Raw genomic sequence first — 18,185 nt, forward strand, 5'->3', positions numbered from 1 at the left:
CCTCATTTTTCGAAACCGATAATTGAATTAGATAGCAGAAAAATAGTGAGTTACTTTTGAATTGTCAGTTCAAAATAGGATGGCTTCTTATTTCCTAAAGAATCTAAACAACCGAAGAAATGTTGTTTTTTGGTTTTCCATGGTAGGCTACCCGCAACTGAACTAGGTACTTTTTCAAAGTCATAAAGCGTCCAAAATAAATAGGGAATATTCTCTTTTTCTAAATAGCCCTGCATTTCTTTATAATAAGCCGCTTGTTTTTCGTTAGAACCTGAAAATAGACTCCACATGCCATCATAAGAAGAATCACCATATTCCTGTAAAACAATTGGTTTATTGGGTGTTAAGTATTTTAAAATCTTATAAGATTCTACAAAGTATTGCGGTTTTTTATAATAGTGAAAAGAAATAAAATCTACTTCATTCGATAGGTTTAATGCTGCTTCTGAGGTAGACCAGCCAATGGTTATAGGGTTCTTTTTATCCCATTTTCTAATTTCTAAAATCATTTGATTCAACCATTGAATGACAGTGTTCTCTCCTCGAGAATCAAAATCTAGGTCGGGTTCATTTTTTATATCCCAACCTAAAAGAGCAGGGTGGTCTTTGACGGAATTCACTATGGCTTCTGCATGTCTGTGGGTGAGTGTCCAGTTAGAAATATCATAATCCCCATAGAAATCAAATAAAGTGATCAAAACGTCTAATTTGTGACCTTGAGCCTTATCCAATAGCGTCTTTAAAAGTGCAAGTTTTTTTTCATCGACCCTGTTTTTACCAAAATCTTCATATTGTAGAAATACACGAATCGTATTTAAGCCCATATCTTGAATGATCTGAAAATCTTGATCGATAATAGTATCATTGAACCTTTTGCCAAAAGTATCCCAAGGAGAATCCTTAGGATAGTAATTAATGCCTTTCTGGTTCTTTATTTTTTTAAGTTTTGGGGCTATGTTCCGCTCAATTACTTTAGAAGTATCTTCGGGAGTCGGTATTTCTTTTAAATGTCTAATACGCCAAAATCCGTTTTCTAAAAGCATCATGACTTGGTAGCTGGTGGTATCTTTTTCTTTAAGAATAAGTGTTTCGCCTTCGTATGTTTCTTGGTACTCTTCAACATTATAATCTTTAAAGACTACCATAGTACCATCTGCCGTATAAAAATCTAAAGAAGAATTATGGTTTAAGGTTGTACGCTTGTACCAGTGATTATTTTTTTTGTTGAGGTCAATGTTATCGTAAAGTCTGGCTCTTGCACTATCGGTATAAAAATCTTCAATACCGTATCTGTCATTTTTCTTAAATGCGATATTACGAACGTGCCATGCTTTCATATAGTCGTTGGTGATTTCGCCCAAAGCTTGCTCTTCCATTGGGCGCCCTGGGTTATCTAAGTTTGACCATTCTAGATTAGGTTTATACACATCATCCATCGGTACTTCTAAATGCAGCATAGAAGTTTTATCTGCACCGGTGTTCATAAATGCCCATGCAGCCCCTATTCCGTATAGAATAAGTCCGTTTATAGCCAAAAAGGTGACTATCAATACGGTTCTGTATAATGTTTTATTTAACTGTATCGCCATGTATACTTTTTGTAAATTCTTTTGTGATACCTGCAGCCGTTAATTTAAATACATACTCACCATCAGGTAAAAAATACTCCCCTAAGAAGATATTACAAACTCCACTTTTAGTAGTTGTTATTTTAGATTCTTTAAAATTACCTTCAGTATCATAAATCTCTAGTTGTAATAGGAGTCCGTCGGGAATAAGCTGTTTCATGAAGCTCTCGAACGGACCAATATCTATATTTCTGTTTCCTTTTGAGAAATGAACGGGATAGTCTTTTATGGCAGCTTTAAACTCAAATTCTGCGGTATTACTCTCTGCGGCACCAGTTACAAATGCCTGTATTTCCCACGAAGAGGCTTTATCTGGGTGCAATGTTTTCGCCTCTGCAATACCGTTTATAGTGGTACCTATAGTATACAGATAAGAATCGTTTTCATTTTTAATAACAAAGGTTACCAACGTACCATTGGTGACCATATTCCCAAATTCATCTTTTATAATATCAGATTTAAATGTTACAATTTGGTTGCCATCTGCAAAGTTGTGCGCACTAGAGCTACTGATGTTAAAGTTGACCGCATTCGCAGGATAAACAATTGTTGCCAGTTCTTTTGAAGCAGTACCATTACATTCTGATGTTACTAATATTCTCCCTGATTTTAAAGTGGATGCCACATTGTACCAGGCTATAAAGTTTTCCGTCGTTATTTTTAATTCATCTATATTATCTAAAAATTGATATTTAACTGTTATCTCGGTGCCATCATCTAAAGGGTTGTCATAAGCATCTGTAGGCGATATGGTGAGCATAGAGAAATCGTTTCTGCCAGCAGTTATGCTACGCGGTCCAAAATACGATTCTACATGGGTAGCTTTAGCTGCATTAGTGGAAATTGAATGTGTACCGTTGCGTAAGGTTTTACCTTGCAATAATAACTTCCACCGAAACGGACCAGCAATTCTGGTAAAGTTTTTAGGAATGTTAAAAGTGATGTTTTCAGCAGTTGAATTATCAGGAATTAATAACACATTTCCGTATGTATTTTTTATTTGTAGTTTATAATTCGCAGTTGGTATATCTGTATTAAAAGCCAAGGAAATAGCCTCGCCAGCTACACTTGTATCTGTAGTGGTAATTAAAGCAGTATTTGGGGTGTTCATTTTCTTTGGTTGTTCTTTCTCTTTACTAGAACAACCAAGCAGTACAAGACTTAAAATCATTAAAATTTTAATACGCATACTATTTAGGATTACCGATATAACTGTTAATCTCCAACTTTATGTACTCATATCCTTTTCCTTTAAAAGGCTGTGCTTGCTGCATGCCATGCGCCAATTTTCTATTCGGGAATAATTTATCGGCTATAGCTTTATTAGGCGAACCGTTTACAAAGCAATTTTCTAAACTACTATTTACAACTTCTAAACTATCAAGATCCAAAGGTTTGTAGTTAAAGAACTGTTTACGCTGTATTCGTACCCCTTCGGTTACAAATTTATGATCTACCCAAAGTAACTTGCCCTCTGCGTCGTAATACGAGATTATAAGTTGCGGTATAGTTACTTCTTGTACACCCGAATTAAACAATACGCCATTGAAACCTTGTTCTGTGTACACTAAATCTTGTAAAGCGACATGCTTATACAAATCGGTATTGGCAGTGTTACCTGCAGATTGCAAGTTGAATTTTGTGGGTTGTTCTTCAAAACTTACTGGAGTAAACTCGTCTGGATTAAAAGTTGGTGGTAATGTGTCTTTGGTAGAAGACCATGCTATACCTTCAAAGTTGATTTTGAACGTGGTCGTTTCTTTTGGCATCAACTTATGCTTAATTTGATGCTTGGCATTGTAATTCGCCAACTCTTTATTATTGTCATTATATAAGGTTGCTTTAATGACAATATCTGCAGGAGTATTGTCCACATTTTGCAATTCACCGATGATACTGAATTGCCCTTTATATTTTACCAGTTTAGCAGATAGAATTTCTAGAATGGGTTGTTTTAATACATCTTCATGATAGGTTTCTTGGGTCGTAATTTTTCGTCTACCGTGATTGTAATAGGTGGTGCCGTTTGCTGTAAAGAGTTGATCTGGCGGAATGTCATTATCTACTTTTGATGATTTGACATACCACTTATTTTTTCGTTTTACCAGTTCGTGGTGGTCGTTGTTGAATACATTTTCTAATGGAGTGATCCACCTTGTTGATACCTTCGCTTTTGCGCCATTTTCGGTTTCATCGTAAATTTCAATACCCAAAGAATCTAGTTTTGCATATGAACTTAAGATTCCATCGGTCACCGAAACCTCTAGCATATACTGGGCTATGTCAATATGCTGCTCTGGGTCTATATATGAATGCGCTCTTGAGAATTCTTTAAAATCTAAGGCATCATAATAAGATTCTACAACGTTGTTCGGTGATAATTGTGTTGCATTTTTTACGTAAAATATGTACATGCCATAACCCATACAAATCAATATTAATAATGCCCACCAATGTGAGAAGGTTAATAGCTTGGAGGGGAATTTATTGTACGGCAGTTCTAATTTCATAAAAGAATGCACCGGAACTTTTTTGGACTTTAAAAGCCGCACCCATATCATTTGAATATTTACGAATATGGCAATCAGTACTGTCGATAGCGGAATGATACCCCACATAATCTTCATTATGGTAGGTACATCTTGCTTGGGCATGATTTGCGGTATGGGTGCCACATTCAACTTCTCCCAAACCATAATACCGTTTTCTAATTGCTGCAGCCGTTGCCAGCCACAATAGTAAAGGATGGGGTCATAGAATTTATCGTTCGAGAAAATGTATTTTAAATTATATTTTTCAGGTACGGTCAAAAATTGCTGTAAGGATCCAATACCCTCGACACCTCTAAATTTGGAGTTTTCTATACGTTCGATCGCTCTGGTGGTTAATTCTGGTAATCGCCGTGCAGAGTGGTAATTACCATCAACGGTCATTGCGCCAGTTTGTGTAGATAACCATGCCATTTGATCCCCAAAACCTAGCGGTAAATAGCGCCAAGAATCATGTGAATCTGCCCCTAGAAAGTTGACAATGGGCAGCATCTTTATTTTATCGGGCTGCGAGGGTCTAAAATACCCTAAGGTCATGGTAAATAGTACCATAAATAACATTCCGCCGGCAATCAATCCGCCTAAAACTCTATGATACACTCCGCCGAATCTTTCTTGTATCAATGCTTTTAAATCTCCTTCGACCATCCGGTAGGCAAACTCTGCGAATATGGGGAGTGCCATAATGGTTGCCCATAACGTAAACCTATCCAAGGTAAGAATATTGAAAGCCATTTCGCCCAACATCATACGCGGAATAGGGGTAGTGCCACCGGTTCCTAATATGGTTAATAGTGCAAAAGACAATCCGAAAAACACATACCTTTTACTAAAATATCTATAAAAAAAATAAGGCAGAATAAATAGAAATACTCCCCACGGAATTATGAAAAACACGAGTCCCGATGAAGTTATTTCTAAGAAATTATCTCTTGACCCATGAGGTATAGCTACCTGGGTAATCGGGTTTCTTTTAGAATTATACCAATACGGAAAAATACAGAATATGAGTAAAAATATTGCGGTACCACCAAACTTGGCTATGCGCCAAAAGTGTTGTAAAGTGGTGCCCCAAAATACTTTAAATGTAAGCGCTTTGTATGATTCTACTTTTTCTCTAGCGGCATCCATTACTGCCATACCCATTAAAGGTGCGATGAAAAAGACCATACCAAAAAGCGGAGTTACATGATGTGAGGTAACTGTTACGGCTAGCATTGTCGCCGATGTTATAAAGTAGCGCGTTTTACCTGTTTTGATATACAGATATATTTCGGTCATGGAATGCAGCAGTATCGATAATGCCGAAATACTTGGTAATTGTCCGAAGATATGAAGGGTCTCAACAAAAGTAGATGAGAAAACAGCCATAACTGCCCCATAACCCGCTATTCGCCGGCTGCCCGTCATTAAAAGTGTAAACCTATATGCCCCAGTAATAAATAAGACAATTGCAATTAATGCCACGGTGTACATACCGAATTTTAAGCCGCCAATGTAAGAGAGAATACCAATAAGTTGATGTACTAATGGTGGGTACGACTGTACTGTAAAGCCCGTATACCAACGATATTCCCACGGATCAAACCAACTATTGGCGTAATGATCGGCGAAAAATAAATGAATTAGTGCGTCGTAAGTCGATTCTAACGTAAAGAAAATAGCAGAACCGTGAAAAGCAAGCCCTACGATTAAAGCTAATATTAAGAGGGTATTGGTTTTTTTTTCCAAAGGTTAGATTAGAATCAAATTCTATATAAAGGTATTAAATATATGAGATGATCAATACAATAAAAGGGGAATAGTTGAAATTTTAATAATAGAATACCTACAATATGCTGTTCTTTTATTATCAAATAGTGAAAACCGAAAGACTATACGTTTTAAAAACGAGTTATTATCGAATGTTATTAACCACTCATCTACAGTAATCTGTTACCCATCTTGTTTGATTTAAAATCTTAGAGCTTGGTAAGTAAATTTGTCAATGCAAACGATACATAAAGAGAACCAACCGCATGAAAATTCTAGCCATTGATGACCAAAAACTTATTTTACTTTCTGTTGAAAAACGATTGTCGGAATTAGGATATGAAGTGCAAACTGCCAATTCAATTGAATCGGGAATACAACTATTTAATTCATTTAAACCAGATTTGGTTTTACTTGATATGAATATGCCAGAAATGACTGGTAAAGAATTGGTTTCGTGTACGGGTACAGAAGTAGTAAAATATATTCGGTTATTCATGAAAAATGATACGCCAATTCTCGTAATGTCTGGTAATACAGATGAGAACCTTATTATGCAAAATTTTGATTTGGGCGTAAACGATTATCTGAAAAAACCGGTAAGTCTAGATGAAATGGCCGCTAGGATAAAAAGAATAATCGGTGCACCTGAAAATAAGGGAGTAGTTGCTGCGAAAAAATCAGATACACGTATACTTCAGAAGAATTGTATTGGTGTCGTTATACCCTGTTATAATGAGGAAGAGCGACTTTTAAGTGAAGAATTTAAACAATTTGCACATAAGAATCTTGGGTATCATTTGTGCTTTGTAAATGATGGCAGTACAGATAATACCTTGTCAGTTTTAAGAAAATTAAAAGAAGATAGTCCTGATAACATTAGTATTTATAATTGTAAACATAATGGCGGCAAGGCAGAAGCTGTTCGCCAAGGTATTTTACACTTGGTAAAAGACCAACAGTTAGATTATATAGGATTTTTAGATGCCGATCTATCAACAGATTTTAGAGATTTTGATGATTTGGTAAAAACTATTGAAATTTCAGATTTTAAAATAGTAAGTGGTTCGCGTATTGCAAGAATGGGAGCAAATATCACCAAAGAATCGGCACGTAAACTAATTAGTATGAGCATTAATCTAATTATACAAACTATTTTGGGTATGCCTTTTAAAGATACTCAATGTGGCGCAAAAGTGATGGATCGTGAGATTGCCTCTAAAATGTTCAGTAAGAAATTTGTTACCAAATGGCTTTTTGATGTTGAGTTGTTTATGAGAATGAAAAAGTACTTTGGTAAAATAGCTGTTAAAAGCATGATTTGCGAACAACCTTTAAAAAGATGGATACATGCCGATGGGTCTAAACTTTCTATGAAGGACTCGGTTAAAATTGTAGGTCAATTAGCTAAAATTGCTGTTCATTACAGATAATTATACTTAAAATTTAAATTCACATTTTTTAAGGTTTATTATAGGTGCTGAGATTTCATTATCTCAGCGCTTTTTGTTTTTATGTAGTTAATGCGTGTTACCACCAAAGTGTATCTTTGTACTTGATTCTATAGGTGTTGAACAAAATTCAAAATTTCATTTCTGTTTCTTTAAAAGAACTACTACAATATTTGGGTAGTACTAGTTTTTCTAAGTCGGTACTTACCGTAGTTGCGGTTATTACACCTTTGTCAATTGGTATTTCTACTGGGTATACCGAAATAGGTGTTGCCATATGTTTTGGTGCTTTTTGGTGTAACCCCAGTGATGTCAGCGGTAGTCAAAAACATAAAATTTACGGTATACTTTTTTCGGCTGCTTTAGTAATGGTCGTTAGTTTTATTGGCGGGTACTTACACTATGCTACTTGGCTTGCCCTAATTATTTTAGGGGTTGCAAGTTTTGCAATTTCTTTGATTTCATCTTATGGATTTAGGGCTTCACTAATTAGTTTTTCAGGACTTTTAGCTTTGATACTAAGCTTTGCCCATACTCCAGATAAATTGGAAATTTATGAATATGCTTTGTTGGTAGGGCTTGGCGGACTCTGGTATTTGGCATTATCTTTATTATGGTATAAAATAAACCCGAAAGGGCAGACCGAAGAAATTTTATATGATACCATAGGGCGTACCGGTAAACTTCTAAAGAAACGTGCGCAGTTAATAGATGAACAATCTAATAGAAAGAAATTGCAGCAGCGGTTGTTTCTACTACAAAGCGAACTTACTGAACAACATGATACACTACGTGAAATTCTTATTCTATCTCGTAAAAACTCAGGTAGGTCTACCTACAATGGTAAGCGGGTTTTGGTATTGGTACAATTGATAGAAATGCTGGAAACGGCAGGTGCGAATCCGGTAAATTATACAAAGATGGATGAGCAATTTAAACTGTATCCAGAATTTACCAAGTTGTTTCAAAACCTGGCTTTTGAGATGGCTAATCAATTGCAATTAATTTCTGAAGTTGGTAACAAGCCTAGTAAAATGCCAAAGCATGATGCGCTAACCAATCATTTTGAAGAATTGCGAATTAAGATTTCTGCACTTGGCACGATAAAAGAAGCTAAAGCTTATGAAGCTTTCATTATGTTTCAGAATTTGTTAGACTATCAAGAAAAGCAATTCGATAAACTTAAAAGAATGAAGTGGCTGCTGAGTGATCACGATGTGGCTTCAGAAGAATTTATTGATAAAGAAATTTTAAAACGTTTCTTGATATCTCAAGATTATAGTCCGCGTATATTATTACGAAACCTCAGTTTTAGGTCCACTATATTTCGACACTCCTTACGTTTAGCGGTTACCTTAATGATCGGATTTGTGGTGGGTAATGTGTTTGAATTTCAGAATCCGTATTGGATACTTTTGACTATCATTTTAATCATGAGACCAAATTATGGTCTTACAAAAACACGTTCTAAAGACAGAACTATGGGTACAATAATCGGTGGTGTTATTGCCACGGTGATTGTATACTTAGTACAAGATATTTATGTGTATGCAGTGTTGGCATTGATTTCATTTATAGTTGCCCTATCAATGCTGCAGAAAAACTACAAATTGTCAGCAATCTATGTAACCTTAAGTATTGTATTCATTTACGGAATTTTACAACCCGATGTAATGACTGTAATTCAATACCGAATTTTAGATACGCTTGTTGGTGCAGGATTGTCATATTTAGGATTTCTATTTTTATGGCCCAGCTGGAGTTTTCAAGAAATACAAAAAGATGTTACCAAAAGTGTTGAGGCAAACCGAATGTATCTAATTGAGATTGCGGATTTTTATAGACACAAGGGTAGTGTGCCTACCAGCTATAGATTGGCGCGTAAAAGTGCTTTTCTAGAAACTTCGAACTTAAGCTCGGCATTTCAGCGTATGACCCAAGATCCCCATTCAAAACAAAAAAATCTGAATAAAATATATGAGTTGGTAGAGTTAAACCACAACTTTTTATCATCTCTGGCATCATTAAGTATCTATATTCAGCATCATACCACTACAGATGCTTCAGAACGTTTTAATAGCATTGTTTTTAAGATAGATGAAAACCTTAGTTTAGTGATGAAAACGCTTTCTAATAGCATTGCTACTGGCGATGAGCCGAATTTTGAAGAAGTTGGTTCGTTTGAGAAACAATTGCCTAAGTTCGATTCTGAAAATGTGAATTTAAATGCAGAAGATAATAATGCGTTAAAACGAAATCATCAAGAAGAGCAACTAATTTGGGAACAATTACGATGGTTATATTCTTTAAGTTCTACGATGATGAAGTTGACTTCAAGTTTGTGATAAGTAGAGGTTTTATGCTATTCATTAGAAATATCTGAACTCTTAAATTCTACACTTTTAGTTTCTAGGTATGCCCAAATTTCTGCCATATTTCCTGAGTCTGATAGTTCGTTGAAATCAGGTTGAGAAAGGCAATAGGTAAGAAAGCCGTTAACGTTTGATTCAGGTATGTCAAAATTTTCTGCTATTGTTTGCTTTGAAAACTTATATATGATTTCTTTTTCTAAATTCATGTTTTGGTCGCGCTCCACCATTTCTTCTAATGATCTAGTTCTGCCAGAAACTTTGTTCATGATTTTATGGGTGTTTACTTTAACACTCAACCCAACATAACTCAAAATTTCATTTAGCTTACCGTACTCATCCATTGTTTGTAGACTTACATATTTTCCTCTATCAGCTTCTTGTAATAACCTTTCACTTTGGGTCATTTTGGTGACATCTGCATTTTGTAGCCCTAAGGAATATGATGTTACGGTGGGTTCTATTTGTAACCTATCAATATCTCTATCAATCTCACCGGTTAAATTATAAGGGGTAACCGTAACTTCATTTAAATCAATAATATTATCAATGAGTTGAATCGTGATCAAACTACTATTTATGTGAGATTCACTAATTACTATTTCTTTTGGCAGGTATTGTACGGCAGTAATACGTACAGAGTCTTTTAACTTTACCTCAATAGAAAATAAACCTAGGGAGTCTGTTATGGTAGATTTTTTAGAATTGAGATTAACGATTAATACATTAGAGACATCATTTTTAGAACTTGAAACCTTACCATTTAGTAGGGTAGATTTGTCTTGACCAAACCCTAAAAAGGAGGCTAGTATTGCTACAAGTAAGAATATTGAATGCTTAGGCAATGGTTGTGTTTGTGCTAAAAATACTATGCCTTTATTAAAAAAATGAAAAGATTAAGTTAAAACAGGAATACTGATTATTAATGTTTTAGAATTGCTTAAGGTGTTTAATAAGCAGAAAATGAGAAATAAAAACTATAGGCACTATGCAGGTGGGTAAGAAACTATAAGGGAATTCTAAAAGAGCCACATTTGGTTGATCAAACGCAAATTTCTGAATAGGTAGAGGCGAAGATAAAATGGCAATTATAACTATGACGGAAAGGAACAATAGCCCAATGACATTCCAAAATAAAAAAAAATGTCGTGCTAAATTCTTCTTCTTTACGAATTGATAAATTAAGATCGCAAGTGCAGAGAGTCCTATTAAAATATCAAAATTCCAACCGGTAAAAGTCATTATTTCGGGAATTTGACCTTTAAGAAAAAGTTGATACAGACATAATTCTACTGGTATTCTTAAAATATGTATTCCTAGCAAGTAGTTTGTGTTTAGCTTTTTAATTGAAACCATCTTAAAACTCAAAAAAGATAGTAGGGTAGTGGCAATGATTGCTAGCGGGAATAATAGCGGCTTTTCTTTAAAAACTTCAAAAAATGACAAAAGCCCTATTACTAACTGCCAAGCAATAAAAATAAGTACTACCCTTAAGTTTTTTCCTGTTCCAATATAAAACAAGAATAAGGTCAAAAGGGTAATGAGTAAGAATATTGCTTGTAACATCATATGTTATTATCTGCCAAATTGCTTTAAATGGTGATCTGTATGCTTGTAAACAAATATGCCAATTTCGTCATTGGTCATTTTTCCGAAGAATGGATGAATAAAGTTAGAGCTTGAATAACCGTTGTAATCATTTAATAAACCAATCCATTTTTCCTTTTCATTATTAAAATCTCCTGTCCCAGATATTTTAAATTCCGGATGCGTAGGCTGGTTTTTCTTCATCGGAAGCTCATTTTTTATAATTCCCTTCAATGCCATTCCGCCAAATAATCTGCCAATAAAAAGCCTTTTATACTCCTTTTTACCTTGAAACATTTCTTCACCCAGCGTACAATGTTTTAGCATTTGATATGGGTCCATTTTGCCCCATTTCGCATTGTCAGATTCTTTCAAAGATTGAACGCGCTCAATTAATTCTTTGTTAGTGTTCTTATCAAATATTGTTTTCATAAAGTGGTTTTATAGTATTCGCCTTTTGAACAGACGTGGTTATAAAAACAAATATATATGTCACTTTCCACTAAAAAATTGCCCTATGGCAAAAACGGACTTTACGATACTATTTCTTTTCGAATACGACTTAACGAATACTTGGTAATGCCCAAATATGTAGCAATATGTTGTAACGAAACGTTTTTAATTATATGTGGTTTCTCTTGAACCAATCGTAGATAGCGTTCTTTTGCTTCATCTGCAATGAACGATACTCGCTGATTTTTAAGTGCAAAATAACTACCGACCAATTTCTTACGACCTTGTTCTCTAAAGGGTTCAATACTATGAAAGAGTTGTTGAAAGGTATCAAAGTCTAATTGCCAGCAAACAATGTCAGTCAAGGCTTGAATGTTCTCTCGTGTAGGGTTGCGAAGAAAAAATGATGACCAATCTATTGCGATTTCGCCTTGCCCATAAAAGTCAGTAGTAATATCGTTGCCTTTGGTGTCATTAACAAACGAACGGGCAAAACCGCTTTCTATAAACCAATAGTGGTTTTCAGTTTTACCTTCTTTTAAGAGAAAGTCGTTTTTACGAAAGCTTACTTTTTTGAATTTTGGAATAATGATTTTCAGTTCGCTTTCTGAAAAAGTAGTAGGAGAGAATATATTTTTTAGGAAGTGCTCGGTTTGCATTATAAATGGTGGTTTTTAAAATAAATTAATGCTGACTAATTTATTTCTAAACTACTTATAATTTGCTTCTGACTAATTACTTACCTCATATTATTTTGTTGGCTTTCAGTTTAATATGCTATTGCCCATTCTTAATTTGCTCAATACCTTCTTGATACGTGGTAACCGAAAAATCTGGGAATCTATTTTTAAACTTGGTAGAAACGAAAATGTTATCGCTCTTATACCTTGGTAGCAATTCTTGTAATTCTTTCATTTGTGTTTTGAAAACACCACCTATTTTAAAAGCAATTTTAGGTACAACGGTATATGAAAATTGTTTGCCGTAAATCTTAGAGCTCAACGCTATAAGCTGCTCATAGGTTAATCGGTTATCATCGCAGGGTAGGTGCCAGGTTTGATTGTAGGCATTTGGCGTGTTGCCTATTAGAGCCATTGCCTTGCTGGCATCTGGTGTCCATATTAATGTTCTTAAAGTCGCATCACCAATAAATGCTTTTAATTTTTTGCCTTGCTTTATATTGTCGAAAATGATGGCGTTGGTGATACTCTGCGTTTTGCCAGGACCGTAAAATTCTGGTGCTCTGCAAATGACTGCTTCTAGATTAGACGAATTCATTTCCTGTAAAAGCATGGTAGTAATTTCAGCTCTTACTTTTCCTTTTGGTCCTACAGGTGCAAATTCGCTCTCTTCGTTTAATGGAGTTTTATTTTTGGCATACATATAGGTGTTATCAAAGAACACCAATTTCGTATGGTGCTTTTTACAAGCATTGATAACATTACGCATCATCGTAGGAAACTGATCAACCCACATTTTAGTGTTCATGGGTAGACCAACCGTTAAATATACAATTTCACTCCCTTTTACAGCTTCTTCAGTTTTTTGCTTGTCTAATAAATTAGCAGAAAAAAGTGTATCGGTATCGTTTACTTTTTTCGGATTTCGACTTACCAGTCTGATATCAGAAGTGTACTTCTTTTTCAACTCTTTCGCTAATTCTATAGCGATTTGACCATTAGCCCCAAGTATAGTTTGCATCTAATTATTTATTGCTTTCTGATCCAGTATTGAGTTCTTCCTAATAACGAAAAGCCTAAATAACCTCTCACTTTCAATTTGTTAGGTTCTTCTAGTTCTAAATAGCACTTGTATTCTTTACCGTTTTCTGGATCTAAAATAGTACCGTCATTATATTCATCACCATCTTTCTTAATATCTTCTATGATTACTAGACCTCTAATTTTTTGTCCTTTTTTTGATCCTTTACAGTTATCGCAAACTTTGTCCGCATCACTTTTATAGCTATTCACTATTTTGGCAAAATAGGTATCGTTCTTTTTATAGATTTCAATAAGTGCTTTTTTCTCGTTTGTTTCCTCATCGAAGGTTTCCCATTGACCGGTAATCGTTTGTCCATAGCTAATAAAGCTTATTGTCATTACTAATAGGAAGAATAATTTTTTCATGTTTGAATTCTATTTTTTATTGTTAAAAGATGTATTACCCTTTTTTGTTATCGAACTGTTGAATAAAATGGAGTAAAAAATAAAGATACTATTTCTACGATTATTCATAGCCTTTGAACATTTATTGCATTAAAAATTCAACTGAAATTTTAAGAATTTATAAGATTTATACAACTCGATTTCAGTTGATTATAATTACTAAAGCGTAAGTTCATTTTTTTTTAATTTCTTAACCAACAACCAACAACCAACAACCAACAACCAACAACCAACTAAGCACTGGCCACTTGTTTCTTCTTTCGCTTCTCTTTAAAATACGCTTTGTTAGCTATGTAAATTGTTTTTTTAACCTCACAAAATACTTGGGTTTTTTCTTTATTGGTGAGCTGGGTGGTTTTAATAACATTAACTTCTTTCTTTTCGGCTACTTGTGCTCTAATTTCTGCAAGCTCTTCCTTAGAAAAATTAAAGTCAGCATATAGATTTTCTTTTGCCGGTTTTTTAAAGAATATTTCAGCAGATTTATCCCAAACGACATAGTCGTTTCCCATAATGCTCAATAACTGAATCATTGGTATAGGATCTACCGCAGAAAACATACTACCTCCAAAAATGGAGTTCAAATAATTTTTGTTCTTGTAACTTAATGGTAAAATTATTTTTACATGCAATAGATCTTCAGACACCTCAATTAATTTCGCGGTACTTCTTTTGTACATTGGCGACAGATTAAAGCCATATCTAAATATGGTATTTTTCTTAAATACTTTTGATGCTAATGCTTCAACTTTCTGATAAACTGACATATTCTTTTAATAATTAAAAAGGGAAGTAAAATTAATTGAACTTCTAAAGTTCTTCTAGTTTTCTAACCGATAATTTTGTCGCTACAACACTAATTATTAGTATTTGTATGGCGTGAAACAACATGAGCGGTAATAATATGATACCAATAGATGCCATGTTGCCAAATAGTATTTTAGAGAAAACGGTACCATGAACTAACGATTTTTTTGTACCGCAAAATTGAGCGGTAATTTGGTCTTCTGTATTGAGCTGTAGTTTTCTTGAAACTAATTTGGTGAGATAAAAGACAATAGAAAACAAGCATATGACACCTATTAAAATGAGAAGTAAATCTAATATAGAGACAGCACTAAAAATATTCTTTTCAAAAGACTCACTAAAGCTTTTATAGATAATCAATAGAATTATCGATTTATCGAACAGTGTTATTTTGCTATTATGTTTCTGTACAAAAGAACCAAAAAAGCGATGTAAAAGAAGCCCTATTAGTACTGGTATTATTATTTGTACAATTAGTTTAATGTAAATTTCTGTAAAATCGAAATCTGTTTGTAAATCACTCACAAAAAGTCCCATCCATAAAGGGGTAAGGGCAATACCTATTATGCCAGAAATACTGGCGTTAAATATTGCTGCGGGTATATTCCCTTTTGCTAATGAGACCATTAGAACTGAAGATGATACTGTAGATGGTAATGCAGCTAAAAAAAAGAATCCCAACCAAATGTTTTCTTGTTCTTCATTTTGAATTAATGGATGCAACAGTAAAACCAATAGGGGAAAAAGTAAAAAAGTAGCTCCCTGCACCAATAAATGTAATTTCCAGTTTTTGAGTCCTTGTTTTAATTTCTCGGGACTTAATTTGAGTCCGTAAAAAAAGAAAATTAGTGAAATACCTATACTACTAATTGCGTTTAACGGAAGTTTACTTTCTTGTGTTCCCCATTGAGGAAATAAGTATGCTAATGCTATGGCAATAATTATAAAAAAGACAAACTTATCAATCTTCAATTTCATGAATATTCTTTACCGCAAATAACTGAATTTTATTTGATACCCTCGGTGAAGAGGTTTTTCTAAATTGAATGAATTAACATAAGCTTAGTATTAACCTTCTGTCGAAAAAAAAATATGATTTTTGATGAATGAAATTGTAGCCATTTGAAATAGCAGCAGTAATGAATTTTATATGGATTTTTTAATGTTATAGGTAAATTGTAACACTCTAAGATTCCACAAAGTCAAAGTTTGTATTGCTGTTATTTTTTCATTTTCAGAACTTACTACAAGATGGTTGTTTCGTTTGAGTAAAGGAAGAAAATCCTAATTCAAATATTTCGCTTCTTCAAAAGCGCTTCCAGTTCATTGTTTTTGTTATAGTTGTTATCGTTTCAGATATGGTTAGTGGGGCAGGTGATAAGCATTTATATTTACGCCAAGCTCGTCGCTATAGCTTTTGCATTTTATTTGTCTTTTCTAAAAGCTAAATCAAAAGATTTGGGGGACTTTGCAAGCACTTCCAAGCCTGTGGATGCAGAACTTACCGCCCTATTTACTATAGATATGGTTGTAAAACGTACTTTTTTACACTTTGATTGAAATCGTAACTTTTCCGCCAAGACCTTTTTCCACAATTTCATAAAGCGTTTTCAAGGTCAGATTGCTACCGTTGTTTTCCACTCGCGAAATATAAGTCCGTTTTTTATCTATTAATTCGCCCAGTTGTTCCTGTGTAAGGTTCTTTTCTTCCCGTGCATTTCTCAAAAGTAAACCGATTTTAAAGGACTCAAAATCTCTTTCCAATCCGTCTCTACGTTCCGTTCCTTTTTTTCCATAAACGGTGTCCTTGATTTCTTTCCAACTCTTGGTGTCCAACTTATTTGTTTTTGTCTTCATAGTAAGAATTCATTAGTCCGACCGCTTTGTCGATCTCTTTTTTTGGTGTTTTCTGCGATTTTTTGTTAAAGCCGTTCAAGAGTATTACTAATTTTCCTTTGTCGAAAAAACAGAAGACTCTCCAAATGTCCGAGCCTAATTTTATTCGGGCTTCGTAAAGTCCTTTAGTACCGACAATTGCTTTCAGATAAGTTGAGGGAACTATTTTATAAGTCTCGATTATTTCGATTACTTTAAATATCTTGTCCTGAACCTTTTTCGGTTATTTGAGCAAGAATTCTTCGAAATACCCTTTATACTGGATAACTTTCCTTACTTTTTCCATCACTCAAAGGTAACTTAAAAGTTACTATTTTCAAATTATTTTGTTGAATTTACGTTTGTCACTCAAATTAAGTAGTATGTTTTACAACTATTCGATATATAAAATACATAGGAAATAATAACGGAATCAGTATCGAGTAATTTTTTCCGTAAATAGATGAAACCAGGCCTACAGCTACTATGCTAGTAAGAAATCCAATTACAAATGCATTAATAATTTTGGACTTTTTTAGTTTCTTTTTTTCAACTATTAATTCTTTATCTGTTAGTTCAGATAGATTCTTTGTATTCATTACTAGTATGTTTTATTGCATTTGACTATTGTTAATTGCTGTGTTTTCATCTTTGTAAAGTTTATTGACTTTTGGTTGAATTATACACACGCCAATAAAATAAAACCATAAGAGAAAAAACTCTCCGGCAAAATCTCCAAATTCTACTTTCCTTTTCAATTCTGCAGTTTTTATTGTTTTCGCAACAAAATACATACAATAGAAAATACAGAACATGGAGAATAAGTGCAGTAGTAGAATAATGTACAAAGGCCAACCAATAAATGAGAAACTATTAATTTCTGTTCCAGAAAATAGTCCGGCCATTAAAAGCAGTATAGATATGATATAGATAAGGGGTATGAAAAATAAAACCTTAAACTTTTTAACCTTCATTTTAATTTCTGACGGAATATTTTGTTGAAGTCCAATTGCTATAGACCACAACCAACCGAAGAACATAACGATATGTAAAATCATTACATATGGGAAATAGTCAAAATAAAAGATGTTGTCATTTAGTACTTCAGTTACGCCAACACCACCTTCTGATATTGAATTTGAATGCGTTTGTAGTCCAAAAAAATGAGATATTGTATAAAGTTGGTATGCCAACGGAATACCCAACATTAGAATGAATAGTTGCCAATGTTTTGCTTTTAGATAGAGGTTGATCATGGTTTTGGTTTTTAGATGTATTATGCCAAATTTTCTACTATAATTTACACTGAATTATTAGTTTGCAATCTTCTTTGCACTATTTAATAACATACAATTTGATTGCCTTTTTTTTGTATTCAAACACTATCAAATTTGCCTTTTTCTCGGTTATGAATTTTATATCATCTTTGGTAACTACATAACTTACTTTAGTCATCCACCGATTGGATACATTTGAATAATCGGATTCAATTTCTGTTATATCAGAATCTAGAATCAGTTCATCGTTATCGCCAATAAAAGATAAT

The 18,185-nt window shown here is 33.9% G+C and carries 16 protein-coding genes and 1 pseudogene; 2 read left to right on the forward strand and 15 right to left on the reverse strand.

Translation table 11 applies throughout. The features are described 5' to 3' along the window. Positions 1 to 50 precede the first annotated feature (50 nt). From ACPF9A_RS16365 to ACPF9A_RS16375, 3 genes are read right to left on the reverse strand one after another with little or no spacing between them, the layout of a single operon-like run. The gene (locus ACPF9A_RS16365; protein WP_423998538.1) at positions 51 to 1,589 is read right to left on the reverse strand and encodes a glycoside hydrolase family 2 TIM barrel-domain containing protein; all 1,539 of its coding nucleotides are present in this window, start codon (positions 1,587 to 1,589) and stop codon (positions 51 to 53) included. Beyond that, complete coding sequence (locus ACPF9A_RS16370) at positions 1,570 to 2,817, reverse strand: hypothetical protein (RefSeq protein WP_423998539.1); 1,248 nt, start codon at positions 2,815 to 2,817, stop codon at positions 1,570 to 1,572. Before ACPF9A_RS16370 ends, ACPF9A_RS16365 begins: the two co-directional genes overlap by 20 nt. Before the next feature lies 1 nt (position 2,818). Next, positions 2,819 to 5,908, reverse strand: coding sequence for a hypothetical protein (locus tag ACPF9A_RS16375; protein WP_423998540.1), 3,090 nt, complete (start codon positions 5,906 to 5,908; stop codon positions 2,819 to 2,821). 287 nt (positions 5,909 to 6,195) lie between these two features. On the opposite strand from ACPF9A_RS16375, the gene ACPF9A_RS16380 reads away from it, so the two are divergent. Beyond that, on the forward strand, positions 6,196 to 7,362 hold the full coding sequence (locus ACPF9A_RS16380; protein ID WP_423998541.1) for a response regulator: 1,167 nt from the start codon (positions 6,196 to 6,198) through the stop codon (positions 7,360 to 7,362). Between the two features lie 137 nt (positions 7,363 to 7,499). Then, complete coding sequence (locus ACPF9A_RS16385; RefSeq protein ID WP_423998542.1) at positions 7,500 to 9,725, forward strand: FUSC family protein; 2,226 nt, start codon at positions 7,500 to 7,502, stop codon at positions 9,723 to 9,725. A gap of 17 nt (positions 9,726 to 9,742) precedes the next feature. Here ACPF9A_RS16385 and ACPF9A_RS16390 read toward each other — a convergent pair whose 3' ends face one another. The 12 genes and pseudogenes from ACPF9A_RS16390 to ACPF9A_RS16445 all read right to left on the reverse strand — a co-directional run bounded on the left by ACPF9A_RS16390 (position 9,743) and on the right by ACPF9A_RS16445 (position 17,895). Further along, the gene (locus tag ACPF9A_RS16390; protein WP_423998543.1) at positions 9,743 to 10,594 is read right to left on the reverse strand and encodes a hypothetical protein; all 852 of its coding nucleotides are present in this window, start codon (positions 10,592 to 10,594) and stop codon (positions 9,743 to 9,745) included. 85 nt (positions 10,595 to 10,679) lie between these two features. Continuing rightward, a complete protein-coding gene (locus ACPF9A_RS16395; RefSeq protein WP_423998544.1) occupies positions 10,680 to 11,318 on the reverse strand; it encodes a hypothetical protein in 639 nt (212 codons plus the stop codon). A gap of 6 nt (positions 11,319 to 11,324) precedes the next feature. Further along, positions 11,325 to 11,768 carry a DUF1569 domain-containing protein gene (locus ACPF9A_RS16400; protein ID WP_423998545.1) on the reverse strand — a complete coding sequence of 148 codons (444 nt, stop codon included), beginning with the start codon at positions 11,766 to 11,768 and terminating at the stop codon, positions 11,325 to 11,327. Between the two features lie 101 nt (positions 11,769 to 11,869). Beyond that, positions 11,870 to 12,448: a Crp/Fnr family transcriptional regulator gene (locus ACPF9A_RS16405; protein ID WP_423998546.1), complete on the reverse strand. Its 579-nt coding sequence runs from the start codon at positions 12,446 to 12,448 to the stop codon at positions 11,870 to 11,872. Between the two features lie 118 nt (positions 12,449 to 12,566). After that, entirely contained in the window at positions 12,567 to 13,490 is a 924-nt protein-coding gene (locus ACPF9A_RS16410; protein ID WP_423998547.1) for an NAD-dependent epimerase/dehydratase family protein, read from the reverse strand. Positions 13,491 to 13,498: 8 nt separating this feature from the next. Beyond that, positions 13,499 to 13,918, reverse strand: coding sequence for a DUF2147 domain-containing protein (locus ACPF9A_RS16415; protein ID WP_423998548.1), 420 nt, complete (start codon positions 13,916 to 13,918; stop codon positions 13,499 to 13,501). 272 nt (positions 13,919 to 14,190) lie between these two features. Further along, entirely contained in the window at positions 14,191 to 14,724 is a 534-nt protein-coding gene (locus ACPF9A_RS16420) for a PaaI family thioesterase (RefSeq protein WP_423998549.1), read from the reverse strand. Between the two features lie 43 nt (positions 14,725 to 14,767). Next, a complete protein-coding gene (locus ACPF9A_RS16425) occupies positions 14,768 to 15,742 on the reverse strand; it encodes a bile acid:sodium symporter family protein (RefSeq protein WP_423998550.1) in 975 nt (324 codons plus the stop codon). Between the two features lie 567 nt (positions 15,743 to 16,309). Continuing rightward, positions 16,310 to 16,600, reverse strand: a complete 291-nt coding sequence (locus tag ACPF9A_RS16430) for a helix-turn-helix domain-containing protein (protein WP_424004505.1) — start codon at positions 16,598 to 16,600, stop codon at positions 16,310 to 16,312. A gap of 1 nt (position 16,601) precedes the next feature. Further along, positions 16,602 to 16,871 (reverse strand): annotated as a pseudogene (locus tag ACPF9A_RS16435) (type II toxin-antitoxin system RelE/ParE family toxin); the annotation flags it as partial. 142 nt (positions 16,872 to 17,013) lie between these two features. Continuing rightward, positions 17,014 to 17,238, reverse strand: a complete 225-nt coding sequence (locus tag ACPF9A_RS16440; protein WP_423998551.1) for a hypothetical protein — start codon at positions 17,236 to 17,238, stop codon at positions 17,014 to 17,016. Between the two features lie 12 nt (positions 17,239 to 17,250). After that, positions 17,251 to 17,895 (reverse strand): hypothetical protein, encoded by a 645-nt coding sequence (locus ACPF9A_RS16445; protein ID WP_423998552.1) that lies wholly within the window; start codon positions 17,893 to 17,895, stop codon positions 17,251 to 17,253. Between the last annotated feature and the right edge of the window lie 290 nt (positions 17,896 to 18,185).

Source organism: Maribacter sp. IgM3_T14_3 (genome assembly GCF_049603095.1).
Taxonomy (GTDB): domain Bacteria; phylum Bacteroidota; class Bacteroidia; order Flavobacteriales; family Flavobacteriaceae; genus Maribacter.

What these genes read in the sequence shown, in the direction of transcription:
- ACPF9A_RS16365 (WP_423998538.1), bottom strand. Translation starts at nt 1,589, where the DNA reads ATGGCGATACAGTTAAATAAAACATTATACAGAACCGTATTGATAGTC.
- ACPF9A_RS16370 (WP_423998539.1), bottom strand. Translation starts at nt 2,817, where the DNA reads ATGCGTATTAAAATTTTAATGATTTTAAGTCTTGTACTGCTTGGTTGT.
- ACPF9A_RS16380 (WP_423998541.1), top strand. Translation starts at nt 6,196, where the DNA reads ATGAAAATTCTAGCCATTGATGACCAAAAACTTATTTTACTTTCTGTT.
- ACPF9A_RS16395 (WP_423998544.1), bottom strand. Translation starts at nt 11,318, where the DNA reads ATGATGTTACAAGCAATATTCTTACTCATTACCCTTTTGACCTTATTC.
- ACPF9A_RS16400 (WP_423998545.1), bottom strand. Translation starts at nt 11,768, where the DNA reads ATGAAAACAATATTTGATAAGAACACTAACAAAGAATTAATTGAGCGC.
- ACPF9A_RS16405 (WP_423998546.1), bottom strand. Translation starts at nt 12,448, where the DNA reads ATGCAAACCGAGCACTTCCTAAAAAATATATTCTCTCCTACTACTTTT.
- ACPF9A_RS16410 (WP_423998547.1), bottom strand. Translation starts at nt 13,490, where the DNA reads ATGCAAACTATACTTGGGGCTAATGGTCAAATCGCTATAGAATTAGCG.
- ACPF9A_RS16415 (WP_423998548.1), bottom strand. Translation starts at nt 13,918, where the DNA reads ATGAAAAAATTATTCTTCCTATTAGTAATGACAATAAGCTTTATTAGC.
- ACPF9A_RS16420 (WP_423998549.1), bottom strand. Translation starts at nt 14,724, where the DNA reads ATGTCAGTTTATCAGAAAGTTGAAGCATTAGCATCAAAAGTATTTAAG.
- ACPF9A_RS16425 (WP_423998550.1), bottom strand. Translation starts at nt 15,742, where the DNA reads ATGAAATTGAAGATTGATAAGTTTGTCTTTTTTATAATTATTGCCATA.
- ACPF9A_RS16440 (WP_423998551.1), bottom strand. Translation starts at nt 17,238, where the DNA reads ATGAATACAAAGAATCTATCTGAACTAACAGATAAAGAATTAATAGTT.
- ACPF9A_RS16445 (WP_423998552.1), bottom strand. Translation starts at nt 17,895, where the DNA reads ATGATCAACCTCTATCTAAAAGCAAAACATTGGCAACTATTCATTCTA.